Here is a 25,245-nt window from a genome sequence, read left to right as displayed (position 1 = left end):
CCCGCATTTCCGGGCCGTTAAGGCCTGAATGCAAAATGTGTTGCCGCAACGAAAATTCTCAAAGACAGCACCTGCAAATCGGTGTATTCCGCAAAGGCCGCCGACCGGTCCGTGCAGTCTCTAAACTGCCTCAGGGCCGTCGCCAATGTTGGATGGAGACCGGGTGCGGCGCACCGGCCTTTGGGTCTTTCAAGGCACCATGGACAAGGCTTCGCCCCAGGCCGAAACCGGGGATATTCTCATTCGCACTGCCGAGCCCGGCGATCTCGCCGAGCTGTTTCGCATTGAAAACGCCGCCTTCGCCGGAGATCGCATTTCCCGGCGAAGCTTCAGGCGATTTCTGGAGAGCCCTCGCGCACGCCTTTTGGTCGCAATCGGCGCAGACGGACTGGTTGGGTACGCGCTGCTGCTCTTGCGCCAGGCAACCGCGCTGGCGCGGCTCTATTCGCTTGCTGTGGATCCGGCCTGCCGGGGGCAGGGGCTTGGCGCAAAGCTGCTGGAAGCGTCCGAAGTTGCCGCTTTCGACAGCGATCGCATTGTGCTGCGGCTTGAAGTGCGTGCAGACAATGAGGCGGCCATCGCACTCTATCAGCGCAGCGGCTACCGGATGCTGGGCAGGGTAGAAGCCTATTACGAGGATGGCTGCGCAGCGTTGCGCATGGAAAAGCTGCTCCATGGTCCGGTGCTGGGCACCGGCAACGCGCCTTATTACTCGCAGACAACCGAATTCACCTGCGGCCCGGCCTGTGCATTGATGGCGGCCCGGCATTTCGACCGCTCGGTTCCAGCAGAGCCCTTGACGGAACTCACCCTCTGGCGGGAGGCAACGACGATCTATCTCGCCTCCGGTCATGGCGGCTGCGGTCCCTTCGGCCTGGCCAATGCGCTTGCGCGGCGCGGGCTTTCGGTCGAGGTCAGGCTGTTTCCCGACGAACTCCTGTTTCTCAACTCCGTTCGGAACCCGGAAAAGCGCAAGGTTCTGACCCTGGTACAGGAAGGCTACCGATCGGAAGCCGCACAGCTTGGTGTTGCCCGTTCGGAAACCCCCTTGGAAGCAACAGCACTGGCGACCGAGATATCAGCCGGTACGCTCGCGATCGTGCTCATTTCCGGCTACCGCATGTTCGGCCAGAAAGTGCCACATTGGGTGCTTGTGCATGATGCGGACGATCGCCACCTCATCATTCATGACCCGTGGCTTGAGCGCGAGCGCCATGAAAGTCCGGCAGATGCTGCCAATCTTCCCATTCCCTTTGCCGAATTCGACCGCATGGCCCGCTGGGGCCGCAGCGCGGTACGTGCCCAAATCCTGATACGAAAGGACGCCTGATCCAATGTCTTCCTGGGTCATTCTGGTCGACAACCTCAAAGACCTCTCCAACACGGAAACGCCGCACAAGGTCATGACCGTGCGGGAGTATCTGACGCACCCGAAACTGTTTACCGGTGCCAAGCCGACCATTCTCAATCTGTCGCGCTCCTACGCTTACCAGGGGGCAGGCTATTACGCGTCGCTTCTGGCTGAAGCACGCCAGCACCGCGTGGTGCCGGTTGTCGAGACGATGATCGAACTGTCCCGCAAGCAACTCTATCAGCATGCCTTGCCGGAGCTTGAAGATCGGTTGAACCGCTGCCTTCGCAAGATGGCACCGGAGGCTGCTGGTGCGGTCTCTCGGCTGCTGATCTATCTCGGTCAGGTTGGCGACCCTGCACTTGAACCATTCGCGCGGCTTCTGTTCGACTGGTTCCGGGCACCTGTGCTGGAGGTTCTGCTGGAAGAGGGCGAATGGCGCAGCATCAAGCGCATCCGCGTGCTGGCGGTAAATGACCTCGAAGCGGAAGAGCGCGCGCAATTTCTGGCAGCGGTGGAAAGCTATACGACACGTCCCTGGCGGGCGCCGAAACAGCGCGCACTGATGAAGTACGCGATGGCTGTTCTGTCCGATCCCAAGGAAGAGTTGCCGCCATCCTCCATCGCCTCTTTGAAGCACATGGCCAAGGTGGCGGCGCGCTACGGGGTTGAAGTCGTGCCGATCGGCAAGGGTGATCTCGACAAGCTGGCGCAGTATGATGCGCTGTTCATTCGCGAGACCACCAACATCGACAATCACACCTACCGTTTTGCCCGGCGCGCCGTGCAGGAAGGCATGCCGGTGATCGACGATCCGGTGTCGATGATCCGCTGTACCAACAAGGTCTATCTGACCGAGCTTCTGGCAAGTCATGGCATCGCGACGCCCAAGACCATCGTCCTGTCTTCCCTGAAGGAGGCGGGTGACCTGGAAGCCAAACTCGGCTCTCCAATCGTTCTGAAGATCCCTGACGGTTCCTTCAGCCGTGGCGTGTTCCGGGTGACGGGCGCCGAACCCATCAAGGAGAAGCTGAAAGAGCTTTTCCAGGAAAGCGCCATCCTGCTTGCGCAGGAATACTGCCCGACGGACTTCGACTGGCGCATCGGTGTGCTGGACGGAGAACCACTGTTCGCCTGCCAGTATCTGATGGCCAAAAAACACTGGCAGATCGTGCGGCACGAGACCGGCAAGAAAGCCGTCGAGGGCGGGTTCAAGACCGTTTCCATGGCTGAAACGCCACCGGCGGTGATCGACATCGCGGTTCGCGCGGCGCGGCTTATCGGTGATGGTCTTTACGGCGTCGATCTGAAAGTGATCGGCGAGCGGGTGGTGGTCATCGAGATCAACGACAATCCCAATCTTGATCACGGGGTTGAGGATCTTGCCGAAAAGGACGCTGTCTGGGATCAGCTTATCCGCTGGTTCGTACGCCGCCTGGAGGCGCGCTAGGGCAACATCGCCGGCCAAATCAAGGGAAATGCTTCGGAAAAGGTTGCCGGATTAGTTTGAATCCCGTATGCCCGGCCCGTTCCATTTCCTTTGAACAGCTTACCTGCCTTGTCTGCAGGAGTGAGCAGGAGAAAACCGATGATTGAACTTACTTTCCCCGACAATTCCGTGCGCGAATACGCGGCAGGCACCACCGGTCTCGCCGTCGCCGAAGGCATTTCCAAGTCGCTGGCCAAAAAGGCCGTGGCAATGGCTCTCGACGGGGAACTGAAAGATCTCACCGACCCGATCAGCGGCAATCACCAGATCGAGATTGTCACCCGCGACGACCCGCGCGCCCTTGAACTGATCCGTCACGATGCGGCCCACGTCATGGCCGAAGCCGTGCAGGAACTTTGGCCCGGTACCCAGGTGACCATCGGTCCGGTGATCGAAAACGGCTTTTACTACGACTTCAAGCGCGTTCACCCGGACACGGGCGCCGACTGGCCATTCACGCCGGAAGAGCTGCCAGTTATCGAAAAGAAGATGCGCGAGATCATCGGCCGCGGTGCGCAGTTCACCAAGGAAGTGTGGAGCCGCGACGAAGCGAAGCGCTATTTCGCAGCCAAGGGCGAGGACTACAAGGTCGAGCTCGTTGATGCGATTCCGGAAGATCAGGAACTCAAGATCTACAAGCAGGGCCAGTGGCTGGACCTGTGCCGGGGGCCGCATATGGTCTCCACCCGGCAGATCGGCGATGCCTTCAAGCTGATGAAGGTGGCCGGTGCCTACTGGCGCGGCGACAGCAACAACGAAATGCTGACGCGCATCTACGCAACGGCCTGGCACAGCGAGAAGGAGCTCAAAGCCTACCTTCATATGCTGGAAGAGGCCGAAAAGCGGGACCACCGCAAGCTGGGCCGGGAAATGGACCTGTTCCACTTCCAGGAAGAAGGCCCGGGTGTAGTCTTCTGGCACCCGAAGGGCTGGGACATGTTCCAGAGCCTGATCGCCTACAAGCGCCGGGTTCTGAAGGACACCTACAAGGAAGTGAACGCACCGCAGGTGCTGCACACGTCACTTTGGGAAACTTCCGGTCACTGGACTTGGTACAAGGAGAACATGTTCTCCGTGCAGTGTGCCGATCCGGAAGCCGAGGACGAGCGTGTCTTCGCGCTGAAGCCGATGAACTGCCCCGGGCACGTACAGATCTTCAAGCACGGGCTGAAGAGCTACCGCGATCTGCCGATGCGCCTTGCCGAGTTCGGTGCGGTGCACCGCTACGAACCGTCTGGTGCTCTTCACGGTCTTATGCGCGTGCGCGGCTTCACCCAGGACGATGCCCATGTGTTCTGTACCGAAGAGCAGATGGCGGATGAGTGTCTCAAGATCAACGACCTGATCCTGTCTGTGTATGAAGACTTCGGCTTCGACGAGATCGTGGTGAAACTGTCCACCCGTCCGGAAAAGCGCGTCGGCACCGACGAGGCATGGGATCATGCCGAAGCGATCATGTCCGATGTGCTGAAGCAGATCGAAGCCCAGTCGGGCGGCCGGGTGAAGACCGACATCCTGCCGGGCGAGGGTGCTTTCTACGGTCCGAAGTTCGAGTACACCCTGCGCGATGCCATCGGCCGTGAATGGCAGTGCGGCACGACGCAGGTCGACTTCAACCTGCCGGAACGCTTTGGTGCCTTCTACGTCGACAAGGACGGCGAGAAGAAGACACCGGTGATGATCCACCGCGCGATCTGCGGGTCCATGGAACGGTTCCTGGGTATCCTGATCGAGAACTTCGCCGGTCACTTCCCGCTGTGGTTTGCGCCGCTGCAGATCGTGGTGGCAACGATCACTTCGGAAGCCGACGATTACGGCCAGGAAGTGGCGGATCTGCTCAAGGCGAAAGGTCTCAAGGTCGAGACCGATTTCCGCAATGAGAAGATCAACTACAAGGTCCGTGAACATTCGCTGGCCAAGGTTCCGGTGATCATCGTGTGCGGTATGCGTGAAGCCGAAGAGCGGACCGTGAACGTGCGCCGCCTGGGGTCCAAGGACCAGACCCCGATGGGCCTCGACGAGGCGATTGCAGCGTTCGTTGAAGAAGCGACGCCGCCAGACCTGAAGTAAGGTTTTCCCTGGCATTAAGGGAAAATCTGACAGCTTGCACATTGCCCTGGCATCAGGGCAATGTGCTGTCACAATCATGAAACAGGGTGTCTGGTATTGGGTTCCGGATTTGCCACCGTTTCATCAGGGTCAAGACGACTGCCGTGAACTACGCTGAATTCAGTTATGCCAATCCTGAGCATCCACCGCTGAAGCGTTGGACCATCCGCACCATTGAAGGTCTCTCCGGCCGGCGAAAGCTGGTCAACATCTACGAGGTGTGGAAGGAAACGATGGTCGGCACGTCCGACTATATCTGGAATGACCTTCTCGGCCTGATCAACCTCAACGTTTCGGTTGCAGATGGCGAATGGCCGCCGAAGGATCTGCCGGAAGGTCCACTGGTGCTTATCGCCAATCATCCCTACGGCATTGGCGATGGTCTAGCGATCCTGGCACTCGCGGAACAGCTTGGCCGCCCGTTCAAGATCCTGATCAACAACGAGTTGCTGAAGGTGCCGGAAGTCCGGCCGTTTTCGCTGCCGGTCGATTTCGAGGAAACCAAGGAAGCGCTCAAGACCAATATGGCCACTCGCAAGGAGGCTTTGCGCCTGCTGCAGGAAGGCACGACCATTATCGTTTTTCCAGGTGGTGGCGTGGCAACGGCTGCCAAGCCATTCGGCCGTGCGGAAGAACTGCCCTGGAAGACTTTCACGGCAAAAATGATCCGGTCTTCGAGAGCAACCGTCCTTCCGCTTTATTTCGACGGGCAGAATTCCTGGCTGTTCCACCTGGTCAGCAAATACTCGCTGACCCTTCGTCTTGCGCTGCTTGTGCGTGAGTTCCGCCGTATCCTCGGGTCTGTGATGACCGCACGCGCGGGCAGGGCAATCCCGTTCGAAACGCTGTCGGGATTTGGCGATCAGAAGGAGATCATGGATTTCCTGCAGACCAAGGTCATGGAGATGGCGCCACCCACACGGACCCGGCGTTTGCTCGGCCGGCGGCGTTAGACGTCGCTACCCGGTCAGATCGTAAAGTCGCCGGGAACACGGCGCAGGTCAGTTGTTGATGCTGGACTGCTGCTGGCTGGCCAGTTCGCTGATGGAAGTGACCACTTCAACTTCCCGGTCTTCACCCGGTTCCACCTGGAATGTGTGCAGGTAGGTGCGGCCATTGTTGCGGGCGAGGGCTTCATATTCGCCTTCTGCCAGCACGAAATCAGGGAAGGCACCTGTCGCTTCGACCACGACGTCCCCCCCCGGGCTCAGGACGGACCACGTCGTGTTGGCAATTGCTTCGCCGCCACGTTCGTTGACCAGTTTGAGCGTGATACCGGCGGCCTTGTGGAAGATTGTCGCTTCAGTGAGCTTGCCCGGCAGCACCTGGATATCCGCCCGGACGACCGCGTTCACATCGCCGTATTTGCTGACAACATGATAGGTGTTGGCGCTGAGACGGAGAATGGAGCCCGGCTTGACGTTGCTGGCAATCAGGTTGCGTTCACCGCGCTGATTGAACTCCATGCCATAAAGATCGAAGGCCACGGCACGCCCGTCGAGGTCTTCACCATCCTTGAGTGCCGCACCGAATTTGATGCCGCCCGCATTGAGCGTCACCATTTTCGACTGGACTTCCTTGCCGATGACGATGCGGTTGGTCGCCTGGGAGAACCCGTAGGCGGTGTGAATCAGGTAGGTGCCCGGGTCGAGCCGGAATTCGGCATCACCACCTTGCGACGTTGCAACAAGTTGCAGGCGCCCGTCGGCATTGGTCGTTTCCGAATAGATCCGCCAGATGAGACCTTCGTTCAGCGGAGGGCTGTCGGGCGTCAGCTTTGCCATCAGGTAGAGAGCGCCCTGCCGCAAGCCACCCTTGATACCGGGGGATGATGCCCTGGCCGGCGCGTAGGGGACAAGCGTATCGGAAAAGAGGGGTTCCGGCTCGCGGTCGAGCAGGTTGATGATGGGTTCTTCAGGGGCAGCAGACGGTGCGTTCGGGTCCGGTTTTTCCGCAGGGGCCGGCGGTACGTCAGATGTCTGCGCCAAGGTCGCAGGAGCAAGGCCCATCGAAAGGACGGCGCTCAGCATTATCGAAAATGCAGTGCATCTGACTGCACGCTTCAAAGCCGATTGGCCGGAGAGGGGGGCTGAATTCACCATGCCTACGTCGTTATCATTTTGACTCGCAGACTTTTACCAGTCTTTTGAGGCATTCGTCACCCGAAACTGACCTTGGAGATCCGGTCCGGTTTGCCTGGTGCAAGTGCACCGGATGCAGGGTAACGGCTATGTTTCTGTTTCCAGTGCGTTTTTTTGAATTCTCGGTGCAATCTGACCGATCACGGGCCAAGGACGATTTTCCCGAGATTCACCGCACTGCAGCGTTGTTCCTTAATGCGCCCGGAAATTGGGCAAATTCAAGACGCCGCGATCAAAGTTGACAATTACGGTCAATGAATTAGGTGGATCGTACGATTGCAACAGGCCGACAGGATCTTTTCATGCCGAGTAACAGCGCCGGATCGCCGGCAACTCTGGACTTTCTGCGACAGCGGCGCTCCCACCCCTCTGTTACCATGACAGCCCCGGGGCCGAACGAAGAACAGATCAACGACATTCTGACCGTTGCAGCGCGTGTGCCAGACCATGGCAAACTGGCGCCCTGGCGTTTCGTTCTCTACAGGCCGGAACAGGGACGCACGATCGGTTCCTGGCTGGCGGACCGGTATGAAGCACTCAACGGACCGCTCGACGGCGAGCAACGCCAGAAGGAACTGACCCGCTTCACCCGTGCGCCATTGGTGATCGGTGTTCTCAGCCAGGCGGCCGAGCATCCGAAAATTCCGGTCTGGGAACAGGAGCTTTCCGCCGGCGCCGTCTGCATGAACCTTCTGACAGCCGCGGCAGCTTCAGGATTCGCGTCGCAGTGGCTGTCCGAATGGTTTGCCTTTGATGAAGATGCAGCCCGTTACCTTGGCGCGCGAGACGGAGAACGGTTTGCGGGGTTCGTACATATCGGAACTCCGACACAGCCACCTTTCGAGCGTCCGCGCCCCGACCTTGCCGATATTGTATCCACCTGGACAGAGACCGACTGACCCATGTTCTACGAAACGGAAAAAAACGACCACGGCCTGCCGCATAACCCGTTCAAGGCTATTGTCGCACCCCGGCCGATTGGCTGGATCTCCACACTCGACAAGGACGGCAAGGCCAACCTTGCACCCTACAGTTTCTTCAACGCGGTCTGCGATACACCGCCGATCGTGATGTTTTCTTCCACCGGGTACAAGGACAGCGTCTCCAACATCGACGCGACAGGGGAGTTCGTCTGCAACATGGCGAACCTCGGCCTCAAGGACGAGATGAACCAGTCCTCCGCCTCCGTCGCGCATGAGATCTCCGAGTTTGATCTGGCCGGGTTGGAGATGGCTGCCTCAAGACTGGTGAAAGCGCCTCGCGTTGCAAAGGCCGTCACTGCGCTGGAGTGCAAGCACCTTCAAACCCTGCGATTGAAGACGCTGACAGGAGACGACACCGACAGCTACGTCGTTTTCGGTCAGGTTGTCGGTGTCCACATCGATGAAAGCGTCATTGTCGACGGCAAGGTGGATGTAACGCTCTACAAGCCGCTATCCCGACTTGGCTACATGGACTACGCCGTGGTGAACGAGGTGTTCCAGATGGGCCGGCCCAAAGTTTAACGATTATCCGAACGATCATGACCGAAAAGGGCGCCGGCAAAGTCGGCGCCCTTTTATTGTGACTTGCCGACTCATGGAAAACGGCGTTATTCGAATGCAGTAGTCGATGTTTTTCCTGGTGCGTTTTTCCAAAGGAAATGGCCGGTAGCCTCTTGTCTGTCCACATAACCGGCTTTCGACATAAGTAGTTCTGACCAGGCACAAAAGAAAAAAGACTCGCCTGTAGTTGCTTAGATCCCCACCTGTGTGTTGTTAAGGTTTTGTTAACCTTTTGGGCGTGAAAGTTAACGCTGAAAGTTAACGAAGTGATAATTTGGTTCCGTCGAGGAGACAGGGTCATGCGAGTTGCTGACACCGCCTCGATCGCGTCTAGGATCGAGCTTGCGTTTCAGTCTGCGAGTACTTCAACAGGGACGTCATTCGACTACCTGGTGAAGACAGCTGCGCGGGAATCGTCATTCAACCCAACGGCAAAGGCCAGAACATCCAGCGCCACCGGGTTGTTCCAATTCATTGAATCCACCTGGCTGGAGACAATGAAGGAAGCTGGTCCGAAACACGGTCTTGAAAAATACTCCGATCAGATTCAACGCTCCAAGAGCGGAAAGTTCTATGTAAGCGACCCGCAAATGCGGCGGGAGATTCTCGACCTTCGGAAGGATCCGGAAATCTCGTCCATGATGGCAGGGGCGCTCACGCAGAAGAATTCCCAGTACCTGGAACGCAGAATCGGGCGCGAACCGAGCGACGGCGAGCTCTATATGGCTCATTTTCTTGGTGCCAACGGCGCAAGCAGATTGATTGATGCGGCCGGCGCCAGCCCGGACATGCGAGCCGACAAGGTTTTTTCCGCCCAGGCACGCGCCAACAAACCGATCTTCTATCATTCGAACGGCAAGGCCCGCTCGATGCAGGAAGTTTACGAGGTTATCGTCTCCAAGCACGATGCCGTCACGATGATTGCCCAGGCCAGTACCAACAAGGACCTGCGGACATCGGGAGAACTCACGCAGGTCGCGACGCTGCCGAATGCAAAGCCTGCGGACGGTGCTGCGACGATCAACCAGAAATCCTTCGATCATCTGGCAGGAGATCCGGCAGCCGCCTTCGCAATGCGGACGAAACCCGCCGGCCCGGGCCAGATCGCGAGAGCTGACAACACAGGCCCTCAATTGCCTCAGGGCGAACTGTTTCAATTGGCAAAGACGGATGTGCCGCTGCCTGAGCGCACGGCAGAGCAGGGGGCAACCACAACGGCAAGCGCAGCTTTCCTGGAAGAAAGTGTCGGGTCTGTGACCCCGGACCGTCCGGTGCCGCAAAACACACGCGAAGCAGCCATTGATGGTGATGATTTCGACGCAAGCAACAGGGTTCTGTCGGCCTTCCAGGCGACGGAAACAGCCAATCCGTTCGAGGCTCTGTTCCGCAATGACGCGGCTTCGAACCAGGCAGGCGTCAACCCGCGCTTTGCGTCGGCTTTCGCCGCTGTGGAAGAAGCGGCCCTTGTCAGCGCCCTGTCCGGAGCTTCCAACCAGGTGCAGGCACAGGAACTGGCGCTGGTGAATCAGGGCGGACCGCTGGACCTGACGCGTTTCCTGCGCCTGAAGGCAGAAGAGGAACAAAAGGACCTGCTGCCACCGGCTTGAGCATGGGCAGTTGAAAGACCCGGCTGAAAGCTTCAAGTCTCATGTCCGCCACCATCGGGAAAGGCGGGCATTCGCCAGAGAACCTGGCAAAATTATGGTGAACCGATCGTTAAGCCTTTGATGTCAGACTCACACTCGACTCTTGGGAAGATTGTTTTACCGCCATGAACGCACATGACTTTCACCCTCTGAACGAAGTTGACGAGCGCACCTTGGATATACGGGCCGCGGAAGAATTCGCGGAACGTTATTTGGCAGCCGAACCTGGCAGCCAGGAACAGACCAGCATGGCTGCAGCCTTGACGATTCTTCTCGACGATCCCAGCCGCGCCGTCCGCAAGGCGATAGCGAGCCTGCTTGCGCCAAGCGCCTACGCTCCCGGTCACGTCGTCCGCTGCCTCGCAAGTGATGTCGACGAAGTGGCTTTGCCGGTTCTCAAGCACTCTCCCATATTGACGGATGTCGAACTGGTCGACCTTCTTGCCGAAGGCAGCGATGCCGTTCAATGCGCCATCGCCTCGCGTGAGGGATTGCCGGCTTCTGTCTGCGCCGCCATCTGCGAGGTTGGCTGCGAGCAGGCCTGCAGGCAGCTTCTGGAAAACAGAAGCGCCCGCATCCTGCAGTCCTCCCTCCTGCGTATCGCGCAAAGATTCGAAGACCGGCCGGACCTCTGCGACCAGCTTCTGAAAACCCGGGACCTGCCGCTGACCACGCGCTATCAGTTGCTGATGCGTCTCGCGCAGAACCTTGACGATCATCCGATCGTGCTGGAGCGCGTTCCGGAAAACCAGCGTCATACTTTCCTGAGCGATGCAGAAGACAAGGTCGTGCTGCGGCTGGCTCTCGAAGCCGGTGCAGACGATCTGCCGGAATTCGTCGAGCATCTTCGTGTCAATGGCAAGCTGACCACCCGGTTGCTGCTGCGCGCGGTCTGCTGTGGACGCTTGCGGTTTTTCGCTGCCGCTCTTGCCAACCTTGGCCAGGTGCCACTGCCGAGGCTGTGCAAGCTTCTGGTGACGGTTCGCCGGTCAGCTCTGCAGGCCATGCTCCGCAAGGCCGGTCTGCCGCTACGGGCTCACCAGGCCTTTCTGCTGGCCATTGACATTGCCCGGCAGGCGGATGCCGACTTCACCTATGATCTGGCGCTGGACGAAGCCCGCATGCTAACGGAAACACTGCTTTCCGAAATGCAGGACGGCGCCCTGGGAGCGGACGAAGACGTGACTGCGTTCCTGCGCCGTTTCGCCATCGACGTTGCACGTCTCGAGGCTCGGCTATTGGTGAAGAACAGCGGCCTTCAGGTGACAGCCGCTGCTTAGGCCGCAGTCCACCTCTTAGCGGATTACTTCCAGAAACATTTGAACGGATGAACGTTGCTCTGCGGCTTGTTGCAAATCACCTGCCGACCGCACGGATGTGTCGCAACAGCGGTGATCTGCCTATAGTTGAAACTGACCAGCCTTCTGGACGAGGCTGTTGGATCAGCCGGGCAAGCGCCGCTAGATTGTGCCGTCTTAGTGGAGTTGGACTTCTCGTTCGATTTGGAGGGTGTCTCCTGCCGAACGGCGATGCACTTGCCGTTCTTCAGTTCCTGATTTCGGCCACATGTCAGCGGGCACACTCGGCCTGTCGATTGCTTCAGACGGTCTAGAATTGAAGGGTCCGGGTCGAGCGAGGCAAGATCGACACCTGCTTCGCGGCTGAAAGTCCTCAAAGCCTGCCGGCTACGGTTGCCCCAATCACCATCAACACGACCAACCGAACACCCAAGGCGGTTCAATTCGGTTTGCATTGCAGTGGCGAGTTCTTCAGGCGAGAGTGACCGGCTGCTTGTTGATGGAACAATTGCTGGAGCAGGTTCGGTTGATACTGTTTCCTGCTGCGGCAGGGCAGCAACGGTTATCTCCTGCGCAGGGGACGTGCTGTTGGAGGCGTCCGCAGCCTTGGCTGCCTTTGCCGCAGCGGCGGCAGTAGCTGCCGCTTCCGCCTGCTGTTGCAGTGAAGATATATTCAGCCTTGCCAGCTTGGCGTAGATCCCGTCCGGATATTGCTCCAGATAGGTTTCATACATTTCCGGCCGGGTGGCGTTCTGGATTGATTGCCAGAAAGCGATTTCAGCGGAGGTGTCGGGCTTCGCGTTGCGGGCTGCTTCTGCCTCGCTACGGTTCTTGAGTTCATCGATCCGGATCTTGGCGATATCCGCGAACTGGCCCTCGGGATATCGGGTCAGGTAGGTTTCGAAATAGGCAATAGATTCGCCGGACTTGATCGAATCCCAGTAGGCCAGCTCGATTTGCGGGTTGATCGCGGGCTTCTCCGGTTCGACGGGCTGTACCATCTCAAGCTGCTTGAGAATGACTTCGCCAGTCAGTGAGGAATTGTCCCAGGGAACCTGCTGGCCCTTGGTGGCTTCCAGAACGTCCCGGCGCACCATTACCAGGTCGCGGGTGATGTCCTGACCGGGCGTGCCGAGATGCTTGATCAGGGCAGTTGTAAACGGGCTGTTCTCGCCATCGCCGTCAAGCGCGACATTGCCCGGCTGGGTGGCGAAGGAAACCAGGGAGCCGACACCGGAGCCGACCTTCGCAAGGCCACGACCGACTGCGCTTGAACGCGTCCCCATGGACCGGGCGAGGTTTTCCGTAAACGGGTTGTTCCGGCAGGCATCCAGAAAGACCAGGTTGACCTTCGTGCTCTGCTCCATGGCATTGAGCACGAGATTTGCGGGCAGGGCCTCGAAATCAAGGTCGAGATGGGTGCTGAGTTCGGCGTCGACCGGGACGAGATAATTCTCGCCGTTCACCTGGATGCCATGGCCGGCATAGAAGAACAGGGCAAGGTCTGCGTTGTCGAGCTTCTTGATGAACTCGCGCACGGTCTGGCGCATGTCCCTCAAGCTCAGGTCGAGACCTGTGACAACATCGAATCCGAGGTCCGTCAGCTTGTCCGACATGCCCTTGGCATCATTGTAGGGGTTCTTCAGCTCCGCGACATTCGCGTAGCCGGAATTACCGATCACGAGCGCCACACGGCGTTCGGCATGTGCCGCGCTTGCGGCAAACACAAGTAGCAACAGGCATGCGATTATCTGCTTCACAGGCGGTTCTCCAAACCTACCGGCCCTCGGGAGCTGCCGGGGAAAACTGTTCCGGGTACTCAGCTGCAGGGCGCTCCGACGGGCAATGATCATCATTCTGATCACGGATACGCCGGAACATCTCAACTTCGAAAGTCTAAAATTCAGGCCTGAGCCAAGTGCTTAAAGCCAGTTACAGGTCAGAACCCAACTGGAATGGTTGCCCACACAGGAGAGCTTTCTGCCACAGGGATGGGTTAATGTCTGGCGGCCCAGGCCGTGAGATTTTCCAATTATCTTGTTGCCATAAGAGCTCGGGTTATTCGGGCAACTGTCGGCGGTCTTCGCCTGTGTGCTCGGTTTTGTGCTGTTGCCGGAAGGTTCAGGCGTTCTGGTCGCGACACAGCGACCGTTCTTCAGTTCCTGGTTCCGTCCACAGGTGAGTGGGCAAACGCGTCCGGTCGACTTCTTGAGCTGATCCAGAATGGAAGGATCCGGGTCAAGTGAGGCAAGATCGATCCCGGCTTCGCGGCCATAGGTTCTCAGTGCCTGCCGGCTTCTGTTGCCCCAGTCACCATCAACACGGCCGACCGAACAGCCAACCCGGTTGAGTTCTGTCTGGAGAGCCGTTGCAAGCTCTTCAGGCGATAACAACGATACCGGGGACGGCGAGGCCGTTGACGGCGCTTGATCAGGCGTCAGGGCGGCAACGGTGATTTCGTCTGCAGGCTTGGCTGTCGTTCTTTCTGGCGATGCATTCGCTGCTGCCGAAGCGATGGCTTGGGCTTCTGCCTCTGCCTTGCGGCGCGCATCCGCTTCCGCCTGGCTCTTGATCGACTGGATTTTCAGCTGGGCAAGGTCGGCATAGATCCCGTTCGGGTATCTGCCGAGATAACTCTCGAACATCTCCGGCCGGGTCGAATTCTGGATTGTCTGCCAATAGGTGATTTCAGCCGTGGCATCCGGTTTTGCCTGCTTGGCCTTGTCGCTTTCGGCCTTTGCCTTGATCTCGTCCAGGCGGATCCGGGCGATGTCGGCGAACTGGCCTTCCGGATACCGAGACAGATAGGTCTCGAAGTAGGCCGCATTCTGTCCGGACTTGATCGAGTCCCAATAGGTCAGCTCGATCTGCGGATTGATCGCGGGTTTTTCCGGTTCGACGGGCTGCACCATCTCAAGCTGTTTGAGAATGACTTCGCCAGTCAGCGAGGAATTGTCCCAGGGAACCTGCTGTCCCTTGGTCGCTTCCAGAACGTCACGTCGCACCATTACCAGGTCGCGGGTGATGTCCTGACCGGGCGTGCCGAGATGCTTGATCAGGGCAGTTGTAAACGGGCTGTTCTCGCCATCGCCGTCAAGCGCGACATTGCCCGGCTGGGTGGCGAAGGAAACCAGGGAGCCGACACCGGAGCCGATCTTCGCAAGGCCACGACCGACTGCGCTTGAGCGCGTCCCCATGGACCGGGCGAGGTTTTCCGTAAACGGGTTGTTTCGGCAGGCATCCAGAAAGACAAGGTTGACCTTCGTGCTCTGCTCCATGGCATTGAGCACGAGATTTGCGGGCAGGGCCTCGAAATCAAGGTCGAGATGAGTGCTGAGTTCGGCATCGACCGGGACGAGATAATTCTCGCCGTTCACCTGGATGCCATGACCGGCATAGAAGAACAGGGCAAGGTCTGCGTTGTCGAGCTTCTTGATGAACTCGCGCACGGTCTGGCGCATGTCCCTCAAGCTGAGGTCGAGACCTGTGACAACATCGAATCCGAGGTCCGTCAGCTTGTCCGACATGCCCTTGGCATCATTGTAGGGGTTCTTCAGCTCCGCGACATTCGCGTAGCCGGAATTACCTATTACGAGAGCTACCCTTCGTTCGGCATGTGCCGCGCTTGCGGCAAACACAAGTAGCAACAGGCATGCGATTATCTGCTTCACAGGCGGTTCTCCAAACCTACCAGCTCTCGGGAGCTGCCGTGCAAAACTATTCCGGTTACTCTGCTGTAGGGCACTCCGGCAGGCCGGGATCATAATTCAGATCGCGGCTCGCCGGCACACTTCAACTTTAAACGTACTTAAATCTGGCTTTAACCGTGTGGCTAAATCCAGTTGCAGCTCAATATCCAGCTGGCCTTTGAACCTTTGCAAGCGAGCTTCCTGCCGCACGGGTGTGTCAACGTCTGTCGTCCGACACCGGGCACTCTGCCGATGATCTTGTTGCCGTAAATAGTCGGGTTTTTCGGGCAACTGTCGGCGGTCTTGGACTTGGTGCTCGGCTTGGAGCCGTTGCCGGAAGGTTCAGGTTTTCTGGTTGCGACACAGCGACCGTTCTTCAGTTCCTGGTTCCGTCCACAGGTGAGCGGGCAAACGCGTCCGGTTGATTTCTTGAGCTGATCCAGAATGGAAGGATCCGGGTCAAGTGAGGCAAGATCGATGCCCGCTTCGCGTCCATAGGTCCTCAGTGCCCGACGGCTCTTGTTGCCCCAATCGCCATCAACCCTGCCAACCGAACAACCGACGCGGTTGAGTTCAGTCTGCAGAGCCGTAGCCAGTTCTTCAGCGGAGAGCGGTGTGATTGGCGAAGGAATGTCGCCTGCCGGTGTTTCGTCAGGTGTCAACGCGGCAACGGTGATTTCCTCGTCGCGTTTGGTAGCAGCTCTTTCAGGCACCGGGTTGGGCGCGGCCGCTGAGGCCTGGGCCTTGCGGAGGCTTTCTGCTTCAGCCTGGCGTTTGATCGATTCAATCTTCAACCGCGCAAGGTCGGCGTAGATCCCTCTTGGATACCGGGTAATGTAACTTTCGAACATCTCCGGCCGGGTCGAATTCTGGATTGTTTGCCAGTAGGTGATCTCAGCCGTTGCATCCGGCTTGTTCTACTGGGCCTTGTCACGTTCGGCCTTTGCCTTGAGCTCATCGATCCGGATCCGGGCGATGTCGGCAAACTGGCCGTCGGGGTAACGGCTCAGGTAGGTTTCAAAATAGGCAATGGATTCGCCGGACTTGATCGAATCCCAGTAAGCCAGCTCGATCTGCGGGTTGATCGCTGGCTTTTCCGGTTCAATGGGCTCCACCATCTCAAGCTGCTTGAGGATGACTTCGCCAGTCAGCGAGGAATTGTCCCAGGGAACCTGCTGACCTTTGGTTGCCTCCAGCACATCCCGGCGGACCATCACGAGATCCCGGGTAATATCCTGTCCGGGTGTGCCGAGATGTTTCAGCAGGGCCGTGGTGAAGGGGCTGTTCTTGCCATCACCATCAAGTGCGACGTTACCTGGCTGGGTGGCGAAGGAAATCAGGGAGCCAACCCCGGAGCCGATCTTGGCAAGGCCCCTGCCGACTGAGCCGGAACGGGTGCCCATGGACCGTGCGAGGTTTTCAGCCAGCGGATTGTTCCGGCAGGCGTCCAGAAACACCAGATTGACCTTGGTGGAATGCTCCATGGCATTGAGAACAAGGTTCGCCGGCATCGCCTCGAATTCAAGATCGACGTAGGAATTCAGCTCGGCATCAATCGGCACCAGATAGTTCTCGCCACTTACCTGAAGGCCATGCCCTGCGTAGAAGAACAGGGCTATATCAGCACCTTCGAGCTTGGCGATGAACTCCCGAACGGTCTTTCGCATATCACGAAGCGACAGGTTGGTGCCGGTCACGACCTCGAAATCCAGACTGGCCAGTTTTTCGGCCATGCCTTTGGCGTCGTTGTCCGGATTGGTGAGCTGAGTGACGTGCTCATAACCGGAATTACCGATCACGAGTGCTACTCGGCGTTCGGCATGTGCCGCGCTTGCGGCAAACGCAAGAAGCAAAAGGGATACGAGGATCTGCTTCACAATCGATTCTCCAGAGCTACCTGATCTCGGGAGCAATCGGGCAATAAACCGGCTGCTCCCCCGAAGGGTAATCCGGCGATTCGGGATCGGAAATCAGATCGCGGGCTCACCAGAAAAATTCAACTTCAAACATTCATAAATCGGACTTCAGCCGAACAGCTAAAGCCAGGTGCAGGTCTTTACCCAGCTGGCCCTAGAACCTCTGCATGCAAGCTTCCTGCCGCAGGGGTGTGTAAGGGTCTGGCGGCCGAGGCCATGAGATTTTCCAATTACCTTGTTTCCATAGGCTGACGGGTTTTTCGGGCAGCTGTCAGTTGTCTTGGTTTGTGCGCTCGGTTTTGTGCTGTTGCCGGAAGGTTCAGGCTTTCTGGTCGCGACACAGCGACCGTTCTTCAGTTCCTGGTTCCGCCCACAGGTCAGCGGGCAAACGCGTCCGGTCGACTTCTTGAGCTGTTCCAGAATGGAAGGATCCGGGTCGAGCGAGGCAAGATCGATCCCGGCTTCGCGGCCATAGGTTCTCAATGCCTGACGGCTTCTGTTGCCCCAGTCGCCGTCAACACGGCCAACCGAACAGCCAACCCGGTTGAGTTCTGTCTGGAGAGCCGTTGCAAGCTCTTCAGGCGATAACAACGATACCGGGGATGTCGAGGTCGTTGACGGCGCCTGATCAGGCGTCAGGGCGGCAACGGTGATTTCGTCTGCAGGCTTGGACGTCGTTCTTTCAGGCGATGCATTCGCTGCTGCCGTAGCGATGGCTTGGGCTTCTGCCTCTGCCTGAGCCTTGCGGCGCGCATCCGCTTCCGCCTGGCTCTTGATCGACTGGATTTTCAGCTGGGCAAGGTCGGCATAGATCCCGTTCGGGTATCTGCCGAGATAACTCTCGAACATCTCCGGCCGGGTCGAGTTCTGGATCGTCTGCCAATAGGTGATTTCAGCCGTGGCGTCCGGTTTTGCCTGCTTGGCCTTGTCGCTTTCTGCCTTTGCCTTGATCTCGTCCAGACGGATCCGGGCGATGTCGGCGAACTGGCCTTCCGGGTAGCGAGACAGATAGGTTTCGAAGTAGGCCGCATTCTGTCCGGACTTGATCGAGTCCCAATAGGTCAGCTCGATCTGCGGATTGATCGCGGGCTTCTCCGGCTCGACGGGCTGCACCATCTCAAGCTGTTTGAGGATGACTTCGCCAGTCAGCGAGGAATTGTCCCAGGGAACCTGCTGACCCTTGGTGGCTTCCAGAACGTCACGTCGCACCATTACCAGGTCGCGGGTGATGTCCTGACCGGGCGTGCCGAGATGCTTGATCAGGGCAGTTGTAAACGGGCTGTTCTCGCCATCGCCGTCAAGCGCGACATTGCCCGGCTGGGTGGCGAAGGACACCAGGGAACCGACACCGGAGCCGATCTTCGCAAGTCCACGACCGACTGCGCTTGAGCGCGTCCCCATGGACCGGGCGAGGTTTTCCGTAAACGGGTTGTTTCGGCAGGCATCCAGAAAGACAAGGTTGACCTTCGTGCTTTGCTCCATGGCATTGAGCACGAGATTTGCGGGCAGGGCCTCGAAATCAAGGTCGAGATGGGTGCTGAGTTCAGCGTCGACCGGGACGAGATAATTCTCGCCGTTCACCTGGATGCCATGGCCGGCATAGAAGAACAGGGCAAGGTCAGCGTTGTCGAGCTTCTTGATGAACTCGCGCACGGTCTGGCGCATGTCCCTCAAGCTCAGGTCGAGACCTGTGACAACATCGAATCCGAGGTCCGTCAGCTTGTCCGACATGCCCTTGGCATCATTGTAGGGGTTCTTCAGCTCCGCGACATTTGCGTAGCCGGAATTCCCTATTACGAGAGCTACCCTTCGTTCGGCATGTGCGGAAGTCAAAGACAGCAATAAAAGAAAAAAGAAACAAAAAAAATGTTTCACGGCCATTCTCCATGAATAGGCCGGATGCTATGCGCGCTTGAAACCTGAGTCAATCAACTCTTTGACGTTGCGGCATAAACCTTGTTGGCATTTGGTCTACTGGTCCGTCAGACGTCATCAGGTTTCGGCGGAAATTGCGCCAGATATTCTTCCGTCACGCCTTGCAGGGTTTTCAGAAGTTCGACGCCGGTCTTGTTCGCTTCGTCCTTTGCACCTTCGGCGACCATTGCGCGAATGGCTTCGACGTAGCGTTCGACGAGGGACAGGGGCAACTTGTCGGGAGACGGCACGGTTTCGATCAGGTGACAGAAGCTGGCGGCGACTTCGCCAACCAATGGAAAACCAAGTGTCAGGGCCTGTCCCTTGATGTTGTGAGCAGCCTGAAACAGGGCGGCGAGGGTGTCGTCGTTCAATCCCTGTGCGCGAACAGCTTCCCACGCGTGAAGCAGTGTGGCGCTCTCGTTGTTCATCCAGGTTCCGAAATGGGAGGACAAGCGCTCGAGTGCTGCTTCAGCCGCCTTGACCGGATCGAATTTCTTGGCCTCGCGAGGTGTCAGTTCCCGCACCTTGCTGCGCAGGTCCGATGGCGGGGACAAGATTTCATATTCCTGGTCCTTGGCAGTGTCGGCCATGACGGCAAATGTCCTCGTTATCCTCGATCGGTCCTGACTTCAGAACACCTCGGTGGCAAAGCCTTCGGGCATTCGGCCGGAGCCTGTGGCTGGCAGTATCGGCAATCATACTTAACAGGGTGTTTCCGCCAGGATGTTTCGAAACTAATAGCGGAACATTTCAGTGAGGATGCGTTCGTCCCAACCGTGATCGGAATCAAACATGATCACGCCTTCCGCTTCGGCCGCCTCCCGGACTGCGACATGGGTGACGTGTCGGATTTCGGTGTGGTCGGCCGACGCGCTGACAGGGCGTTTGCCGGGATCCAGTATCTCGATATCGACCTTGGCGCCGTTCGGCAGGATCGCGCCGCGCCAACGCCGTGGCCGGAAGGCGCTGATGGGGGTCAGCGCGAGCAGTTGTGCGGTGATTGGCAGGATCGGGCCATGCGCAGATAGATTGTAGGCAGTGCTGCCTGCCGGTGTCGCAACTATGATGCCATCGCACACAAGTTCTTCCAGCCGAACGCGTCCATCGACCGAGATGCGCAGCCGGGCGGCCTGCGATGTCTGGCGCAGGAGTGACACCTCGTTGATGGCAAGGGCGTGGTGAATGCCTTCGGAGGTCGTTGCCGTCATTTCCAAAGGCCGGATCGTCGTGATGTCGGCCAGCGCTAGCCGGTCCTTCAGGTCGTTTTCCCGGTATTCGTTCATCAGGAAGCCGACCGAACCACGGTTCATGCCGTAGATCGGCTTGTTGCTGCCCATGTGCTTGTGAAGGGTCTGCAGCATCAGGCCATCGCCGCCGAGAGCCACGATGACATCGGCTTCAGCCACTGGAACATTGCCGTAGCGGGCGGACAGGTCTTCCTGAGCCTTGAGTGCTTCCTCCGTGTCGCTGGCGACAAAGGCGAGCTTGTCGGTGGAAACCGGCCGGAAGTGTTCAGCACTGGAAGGAGGCGCAGATTGGTACATGAGCCAAGGGGTCTTTGCGTCTGGCAGTCTGCCGGCCAAAAAGCTGCATGGGTTGCGAAGCTGCTCCGGGCCGAATTCAGGGAATAGCACCATAACCGGGCAACCGGCGTTGGTGCAGAGAAAATTTGTCTTTCGGTTCAGATTATGCCCGTCGGCTGGATTGTCGTCAGTTGTCCGTATCAAACGATGACCGGAGTGGCGGGGTTGCCGGAGCACTGTCACCGCTGCAGCTCGGATTGGCCAAAAGGTCCTGCCATTCCAGGAAAGGCACGATGGCTGAGCGGACGGCGTCGATCTTGGCCGACATGATGCCGGCAACACGGAGCCCGTTCGGCGTTTCCACCAGGAGCGGGCCGCCCGATGCGCCGGCTTCCGAGGCGCAATCCGTTACCCAGCTGTCCTCGGCGGTTCCCATGACCCTGCACGCGGGCACGACGGTTGGCAGAAACCGGCGGCTGCGGCGGTAGCCTGCGGATTGAAACCGTGTGTCCTTGGTCAGAACTGTTGCCTCATCCAGCGAAAGCACCGGAACGGGCGGTAATGTGCTGGGTTCCTTCAGCAAAATGATCCCGACATCCTTGTGTACCTCCCGCAACCTGGGTTTCTGCCGTGGCTCGTATCCTGCAGCGGTGATGGTGCAGGCAGGTTCCAGGCGGGCGGAATATTCGTCCCGCCGAACACCGGCCATGAACAGAAGGTCTTCGATCGGAAAGGGCCTGCGGGTCGTCTTGTTGTAGAGGCAATGGGCGGCTGTGAGCACGATATCGGGTGCGATCAAGGTGCCGGTACACATGGCAGTCGACCTGAAGCCGGCAACATTTACCCGTCCTATGGACGGCCAGGGTGGATCGATCGAGTCAATGACCTTGAGCTCAATCGGGGCCGCGGACACATGCTGGTGCGAGAGCAGGGCGACGAGAGCCAGGCCCATGGTCCGGAGAACACTCCGTCCAATCCCGGTGAAAAGCCGATTTTTCCGCAAAGTCTGACGCATTCTTCAGAGCCCCTATGGAGGGTTCATTCTGTCGTTCGACGCTTAACGTCACGCTAAGCGGACCTGCTAAAGTCCATGCTATTCCCGATAGTAGTCCCAGACCAGGGTGCGGGCCAGGGTCTCGTCGTTGTGGCGCATCCGGGTTGCCACAAGGGCATCAAGGTTGGCGATCACCAGGTCCGGGTGACTGGCCGCCTCGTTGACCGGCGCGGTGGACGTGCAGGTGGCCTTCATCAGAATGTTGGGCATTCCGGAGAAATGCACGAACTGCCATTCCGGCCCGAGGCGGCAAAGTGCTGTGGAGGATCCTTCATGGGCAGATGCCGGGAACTTCTCCGGCCATTTCTTCAGAAATTGCCTGTAATCGAACTCCCAAAGGGCAGCATCTCGCCAGGACAGAGGCGTTTGTCCGCTGAGGTACGGCAGCAGGCTGGCTCCGTCCGGGGTATGTTCGGGTTCGATATCCAGCAGATCCAGGAGCGTCGGGAAGAGATCGGTCGAGGACGTGAAGGCGGAGACCCGGTTCGCTGCACCGCCACCCGGTGCCCGTATCATGAGGGGGATGTGGTAGCTTTCGCGGTAGAACCCGCTTTTGCCGAGCATCCAGTGATCGCCCATCATCTCCGCATGATCGGAAGTGAAAATAACCAACGTGTTTTCGAGTGGTTCCAGCGCCTCGAAGATCCGGCCGAGCTGTGCGTCAACTTCGGTGATCATGCCGTAATAAAGTGCTCGCAACCGCCTGAGATCGCGCTCAGTCAGATCACGCACGAAGTCAGTGGTCCCCGGTAGATGGGAGGCCAGCTGCTGATAGTCCTGCAGGGCTTCCATTAGGGGATGAAACGCAGCTTCCTCCGCCGCAGTTGGTGCCCCGGAGAAACCCGGCCCGTCATCCGGATGGTAGAGGGTGTTATAGGGGACAGGAGCGGCAATCGGCGGATGCGGTCGCAGGAAGGAAACATGCGCCATCCATGGCCGGTCTTCTTCCTGTTCTCCAAGCCAGGTGAGGAAGGCATCCGTCATGAAGGCGGTCTGGGTTTCGTCCTTCGAATACCTGACTGCCTTGAGGCTGACTTTTTCACCTTCTTCGGGTTCCACGTGATGGATGGTAGGCAAACCTGCGGGATCGTGGCCGCGTGAGACCATCCAGGAAAGCCATTGCTTTTCGTCCTCGGCAAGAGGCTGGCGTACCCAGAAGCCGGGCAGAACACCTTCATAGGAAGTCAGGACGGGATCGTTCGGGTGATGCAGGCGCGGATCGGGTGAGGTATCGGTGTAGCCGAACAACGTTGGCGTATACCCGGCCCGGCGGGCAGCACGGGCGATATTGTCGAACCGGTCATCGAGTGGTGCCCCGTTCCACACGACCCGGTGGTTCATCTGGTAAAGTCCGGTATAGAGCGAGGCCCGTGCAGGAGAGCACGGAGCCGTTGCTGCATAATGCTGCTCGAAAACTGTTGCCGTTTCGGCGAAGGCATCAAGGTTCGGCGTCCTGACAACAGGGTGTCCAACTGTGCCGAGACAATCGCCCCGCCACTGGTCAGCGGTGATCAGCAGGATATTCGGACGTGTCATGCCACTTCCAGTTTCTCGATCAGGGCTGGCAGATCCGCGACCGTATCAATCACGTAATCGGCGCCGGCTTTTTTCAGCTCTACCGTTGCATGCTGGCGCAGGACGTCAACCTGATCTTTCGAAAGTGCAGCGAGTTCCTCCGGTGTCTTGCCTGCATAGTTGCCTGACAGCGCAAGACCAACAGTCAGGCAGCCGGCTGCAACACCCTCGGCAATGCCCGGTTCAGTGTCGTCCACCTTTATGACCGCGCTCGGCGGGTAGGCCACCAGATCGACGAAGCACTGATACATGCCGAGCGGACCGGGACGGCCTTCCGGCAGGTCGTCGGCACAGATGAGATTGTCCGGTTCATAACCCTGTTCGGCGGCTTTCGGCAGCACGCGTTCCATGATCGAGCGGGTATAGCCGGTGGTCGAGCCGATTTTCATGCCCTTGGCGCGAAGCAATCTGACAACCTCGGCAGCACCTGGAACGAGATCGGAGAAATCGGCGACGACTTCCTCGTTCATTGGAACGAAGACCTTGTAGACCTTGTCCACATCGGCATCAGTTGGTGCGTGGCCGTATTTGGCGATCCATTGGGCGCAGATGTCCGGATCATCCATCATGGAGCGGATGTGGTCCCACTTCGGTTTGCCCATCGGGCCGCGTGCCTGGTCGATGGTTGCGGTAATGCCGAAGGTCTCGAAGGCCTTTACGAAGACACCCATCGGGGCAAAGGATCCGAAGTCGATCATGGTGCCGGCCCAGTCGAAGACCACGGCTTTGAATTTGCTCATCTTGTTTCCTCACGCATAGAGATCGGCAATGGTTTCCTCGCCGATGGCGAAGGCGGTGGAGGCACCGCAGCCGGCCGTGACGACGACAATGCGGGTACTATCGTCCGGCGCATCGGTGAAGCGCCAGCGGTCCGGGGCAGAGGCATAGGTGCCGATCCAGGTTTCAGAAATGTCATAGGGGCCGAGATCGAGGATCGTCTCCATCTCGCCCAGGATCAGGTCGTTCACGGTCTTGTCGATGAACGGATCGGGTGTCGCGCTGTAATGATGGCTGTCGCCGACAACGAGACTGCCGTCTTCGGACTGGACAACGATCAGGTGAATGCCGTTTTCTCGATGATCAGCCATCTCCCTATCCAGCCGGGCTTTCAAAGGCTCTGCTTGGGGGAGTTCGGCATAGCCAAGATATCGCGCAAGGCCGAGGTCAGACATGACTGCGGTGCCAAGGTCGATACGATTGCGAGGGGCGACGCGCAACATCTGCAGTTTGCAGCGTGTGACTTTGTAAGTGGCGATCCGGTCAGAAAAAAGCGTCGTGCCATCGTCGCCGGGGCAGACGATCACGGTCTCCGCGTGCACCGTCCCGCGCGAGGTTTGAAGCTTCGGCGCCTCGACAGAATTGACGCTTGTCTGCCAGAGGAAGTCGACGGCATGGGCTTCTTTCAGCCAATTGGCGATCCGGGGCAGGGCATCTTTCGATTCCACGCGCACTTCCAGCGGCGAATAGAGCGCGCAGCTGATCTTCTCCTGTCGCAAACAGGGAACCTTGAGGGCGGCCTCAGCGGGTGTAAGGAGCCGACACTCCGCACCCATTTCTGTCTTCAGAAACGCGTCGATAACAGCTTCCGACTCCGGGAGCCTTGCGGACATGGTCAGACCTTCGTGCAGCAGCGGTATGCGGGCGGCTTTCGCAACTTCTGCCCACACCTGTCGGCTGCGCGACGCTTTCTGCCAGCATTCGCCTGCCTGTTGGCCGGTAACAGTCACAAAGCCGAAGTTGCGGATCGAGGCGCCATTTGCCTGGCTGTCGCGATCAATGACGACAACTTTCTTGCCGCGCCTGACTGCTGCGAGGGCATGCGCAAGCCCAACGATCCCGGCACCGACGATCGCAAGGTCATAAGATCTCTGTTTCATTCAGGCGGTCTCTGGAAATGTGCTGGAGCCGTTCGAAGTCAGTATCACGCTTTTGTCGCGGGCGATGAAATCGACTCTGGTGCAGTGGTTTTGAAAGCGTCAGGCACCAGTAATCA

General features: G+C 58.5%; 20 protein-coding genes. 8 read left to right on the top strand and 12 right to left on the bottom strand.

Going from position 1 to position 25,245, the window contains the following annotated elements; translation table 11 throughout:
• Positions 1-145 precede the first annotated feature (145 nt).
• From J7447_RS28800 to J7447_RS28785, 4 genes are all read left to right on the top strand, one after another.
• The gene (locus J7447_RS28800) at positions 146-1,330 is read left to right on the top strand and encodes a peptidase C39 family protein (RefSeq protein WP_209171613.1); all 1,185 of its coding nucleotides are present in this window, start codon (positions 146-148) and stop codon (positions 1,328-1,330) included.
• Between the two features lie 4 nt (positions 1,331-1,334).
• Positions 1,335-2,801 (top strand): RimK family protein, encoded by a 1,467-nt coding sequence (locus tag J7447_RS28795; protein WP_209171612.1) that lies wholly within the window; start codon positions 1,335-1,337, stop codon positions 2,799-2,801.
• A gap of 138 nt (positions 2,802-2,939) precedes the next feature.
• On the top strand, positions 2,940-4,910 hold the full coding sequence (gene thrS / locus J7447_RS28790) for a threonine--tRNA ligase (protein ID WP_023001097.1): 1,971 nt from the start codon (positions 2,940-2,942) through the stop codon (positions 4,908-4,910).
• A gap of 143 nt (positions 4,911-5,053) precedes the next feature.
• A complete protein-coding gene (locus J7447_RS28785; protein ID WP_023001098.1) occupies positions 5,054-5,902 on the top strand; it encodes a lysophospholipid acyltransferase family protein in 849 nt (282 codons plus the stop codon).
• Between the two features lie 48 nt (positions 5,903-5,950).
• Here the strand turns inward: J7447_RS28785 and J7447_RS28780 are convergent, their stop codons facing one another.
• The gene (locus tag J7447_RS28780) at positions 5,951-6,979 is read right to left on the bottom strand and encodes a hypothetical protein (RefSeq protein ID WP_023001099.1); all 1,029 of its coding nucleotides are present in this window, start codon (positions 6,977-6,979) and stop codon (positions 5,951-5,953) included.
• A 413-nt stretch (positions 6,980-7,392) separates the two neighbouring features.
• On the opposite strand from J7447_RS28780, the gene J7447_RS28775 reads away from it, so the two are divergent.
• The 4 genes from J7447_RS28775 (at position 7,393) to J7447_RS28760 (ending at position 11,560) form a co-directional block, all read left to right on the top strand.
• A complete protein-coding gene (locus J7447_RS28775; RefSeq protein WP_209171611.1) occupies positions 7,393-7,989 on the top strand; it encodes a nitroreductase in 597 nt (198 codons plus the stop codon).
• Between the two features lie 3 nt (positions 7,990-7,992).
• Positions 7,993-8,595, top strand: a complete 603-nt coding sequence (locus tag J7447_RS28770) for a flavin reductase family protein (protein WP_023001101.1) — start codon at positions 7,993-7,995, stop codon at positions 8,593-8,595.
• A gap of 338 nt (positions 8,596-8,933) precedes the next feature.
• Positions 8,934-10,241, top strand: coding sequence for a transglycosylase SLT domain-containing protein (locus J7447_RS28765; protein WP_152506360.1), 1,308 nt, complete (start codon positions 8,934-8,936; stop codon positions 10,239-10,241).
• A 164-nt stretch (positions 10,242-10,405) separates the two neighbouring features.
• Positions 10,406-11,560 (top strand): DUF2336 domain-containing protein, encoded by a 1,155-nt coding sequence (locus J7447_RS28760; protein ID WP_023001104.1) that lies wholly within the window; start codon positions 10,406-10,408, stop codon positions 11,558-11,560.
• A gap of 23 nt (positions 11,561-11,583) precedes the next feature.
• Here J7447_RS28760 and J7447_RS28755 read toward each other — a convergent pair whose 3' ends face one another.
• The 11 genes from J7447_RS28755 to J7447_RS28705 form a co-directional block, all read right to left on the bottom strand.
• Positions 11,584-13,338 carry a caspase family protein gene (locus J7447_RS28755; protein WP_209171610.1) on the bottom strand — a complete coding sequence of 585 codons (1,755 nt, stop codon included), beginning with the start codon at positions 13,336-13,338 and terminating at the stop codon, positions 11,584-11,586.
• 162 nt (positions 13,339-13,500) lie between these two features.
• A complete protein-coding gene (locus J7447_RS28750) occupies positions 13,501-15,249 on the bottom strand; it encodes a caspase domain-containing protein (protein ID WP_209171609.1) in 1,749 nt (582 codons plus the stop codon).
• A 161-nt stretch (positions 15,250-15,410) separates the two neighbouring features.
• Positions 15,411-16,118, bottom strand: coding sequence for a hypothetical protein (locus J7447_RS28745; protein ID WP_209171608.1), 708 nt, complete (start codon positions 16,116-16,118; stop codon positions 15,411-15,413).
• A gap of 66 nt (positions 16,119-16,184) precedes the next feature.
• Complete coding sequence (locus tag J7447_RS28740; protein WP_209171607.1) at positions 16,185-17,144, bottom strand: caspase domain-containing protein; 960 nt, start codon at positions 17,142-17,144, stop codon at positions 16,185-16,187.
• 159 nt (positions 17,145-17,303) lie between these two features.
• Positions 17,304-19,058, bottom strand: coding sequence for a caspase domain-containing protein (locus J7447_RS28735; RefSeq protein WP_209171606.1), 1,755 nt, complete (start codon positions 19,056-19,058; stop codon positions 17,304-17,306).
• Between the two features lie 107 nt (positions 19,059-19,165).
• Positions 19,166-19,690, bottom strand: a complete 525-nt coding sequence (locus tag J7447_RS28730) for an Hpt domain-containing protein (RefSeq protein ID WP_023001108.1) — start codon at positions 19,688-19,690, stop codon at positions 19,166-19,168.
• Between the two features lie 144 nt (positions 19,691-19,834).
• Positions 19,835-20,644, bottom strand: coding sequence for an NAD kinase (locus tag J7447_RS28725; protein ID WP_031269325.1), 810 nt, complete (start codon positions 20,642-20,644; stop codon positions 19,835-19,837).
• A gap of 166 nt (positions 20,645-20,810) precedes the next feature.
• Positions 20,811-21,575 carry a trypsin-like serine protease gene (locus tag J7447_RS28720; RefSeq protein ID WP_209171605.1) on the bottom strand — a complete coding sequence of 255 codons (765 nt, stop codon included), beginning with the start codon at positions 21,573-21,575 and terminating at the stop codon, positions 20,811-20,813.
• Between the two features lie 141 nt (positions 21,576-21,716).
• Complete coding sequence (locus J7447_RS28715; protein WP_209171604.1) at positions 21,717-23,213, bottom strand: sulfatase-like hydrolase/transferase; 1,497 nt, start codon at positions 23,211-23,213, stop codon at positions 21,717-21,719.
• Positions 23,210-23,992 carry a phosphonoacetaldehyde hydrolase gene (gene phnX / locus J7447_RS28710; RefSeq protein WP_075284215.1) on the bottom strand — a complete coding sequence of 261 codons (783 nt, stop codon included), beginning with the start codon at positions 23,990-23,992 and terminating at the stop codon, positions 23,210-23,212. Before phnX ends, J7447_RS28715 begins: the two co-directional genes overlap by 4 nt.
• A gap of 9 nt (positions 23,993-24,001) precedes the next feature.
• Positions 24,002-25,129 (bottom strand): TIGR03364 family FAD-dependent oxidoreductase, encoded by a 1,128-nt coding sequence (locus J7447_RS28705; protein WP_209171603.1) that lies wholly within the window; start codon positions 25,127-25,129, stop codon positions 24,002-24,004.
• Positions 25,130-25,245 lie beyond the last annotated feature (116 nt).

The organism is Labrenzia sp. R5_0, assembly GCF_017743835.1.
Classification (GTDB): Bacteria; Pseudomonadota; Alphaproteobacteria; order Rhizobiales; family Stappiaceae; genus Roseibium; species Roseibium algicola.
Note: the sequence above shows the minus strand (reverse complement) of the source record. Positions and strands in the feature narration are given on the sequence as shown.

Excerpts from the sequence above, each read along its gene's own strand:
- J7447_RS28800 (WP_209171613.1), top strand. The coding sequence starts at position 146 with ATGTTGGATGGAGACCGGGTGCGGCGCACCGGCCTTTGGGTCTTTCAA.
- J7447_RS28795 (WP_209171612.1), top strand. The coding sequence starts at position 1,335 with ATGTCTTCCTGGGTCATTCTGGTCGACAACCTCAAAGACCTCTCCAAC.
- thrS (WP_023001097.1), top strand. The coding sequence starts at position 2,940 with ATGATTGAACTTACTTTCCCCGACAATTCCGTGCGCGAATACGCGGCA.
- J7447_RS28780 (WP_023001099.1), bottom strand. The coding sequence starts at position 6,979 with ATGCTGAGCGCCGTCCTTTCGATGGGCCTTGCTCCTGCGACCTTGGCG.
- J7447_RS28775 (WP_209171611.1), top strand. The coding sequence starts at position 7,393 with ATGCCGAGTAACAGCGCCGGATCGCCGGCAACTCTGGACTTTCTGCGA.
- J7447_RS28770 (WP_023001101.1), top strand. The coding sequence starts at position 7,993 with ATGTTCTACGAAACGGAAAAAAACGACCACGGCCTGCCGCATAACCCG.
- J7447_RS28765 (WP_152506360.1), top strand. The coding sequence starts at position 8,934 with ATGCGAGTTGCTGACACCGCCTCGATCGCGTCTAGGATCGAGCTTGCG.
- J7447_RS28760 (WP_023001104.1), top strand. The coding sequence starts at position 10,406 with ATGAACGCACATGACTTTCACCCTCTGAACGAAGTTGACGAGCGCACC.
- J7447_RS28745 (WP_209171608.1), bottom strand. The coding sequence starts at position 16,118 with ATGTTCGAAAGTTACATTACCCGGTATCCAAGAGGGATCTACGCCGAC.
- J7447_RS28730 (WP_023001108.1), bottom strand. The coding sequence starts at position 19,690 with ATGGCCGACACTGCCAAGGACCAGGAATATGAAATCTTGTCCCCGCCA.
- J7447_RS28725 (WP_031269325.1), bottom strand. The coding sequence starts at position 20,644 with ATGTACCAATCTGCGCCTCCTTCCAGTGCTGAACACTTCCGGCCGGTT.
- J7447_RS28720 (WP_209171605.1), bottom strand. The coding sequence starts at position 21,575 with ATGGGCCTGGCTCTCGTCGCCCTGCTCTCGCACCAGCATGTGTCCGCG.
- J7447_RS28715 (WP_209171604.1), bottom strand. The coding sequence starts at position 23,213 with ATGACACGTCCGAATATCCTGCTGATCACCGCTGACCAGTGGCGGGGC.
- phnX (WP_075284215.1), bottom strand. The coding sequence starts at position 23,992 with ATGAGCAAATTCAAAGCCGTGGTCTTCGACTGGGCCGGCACCATGATC.
- J7447_RS28705 (WP_209171603.1), bottom strand. The coding sequence starts at position 25,129 with ATGAAACAGAGATCTTATGACCTTGCGATCGTCGGTGCCGGGATCGTT.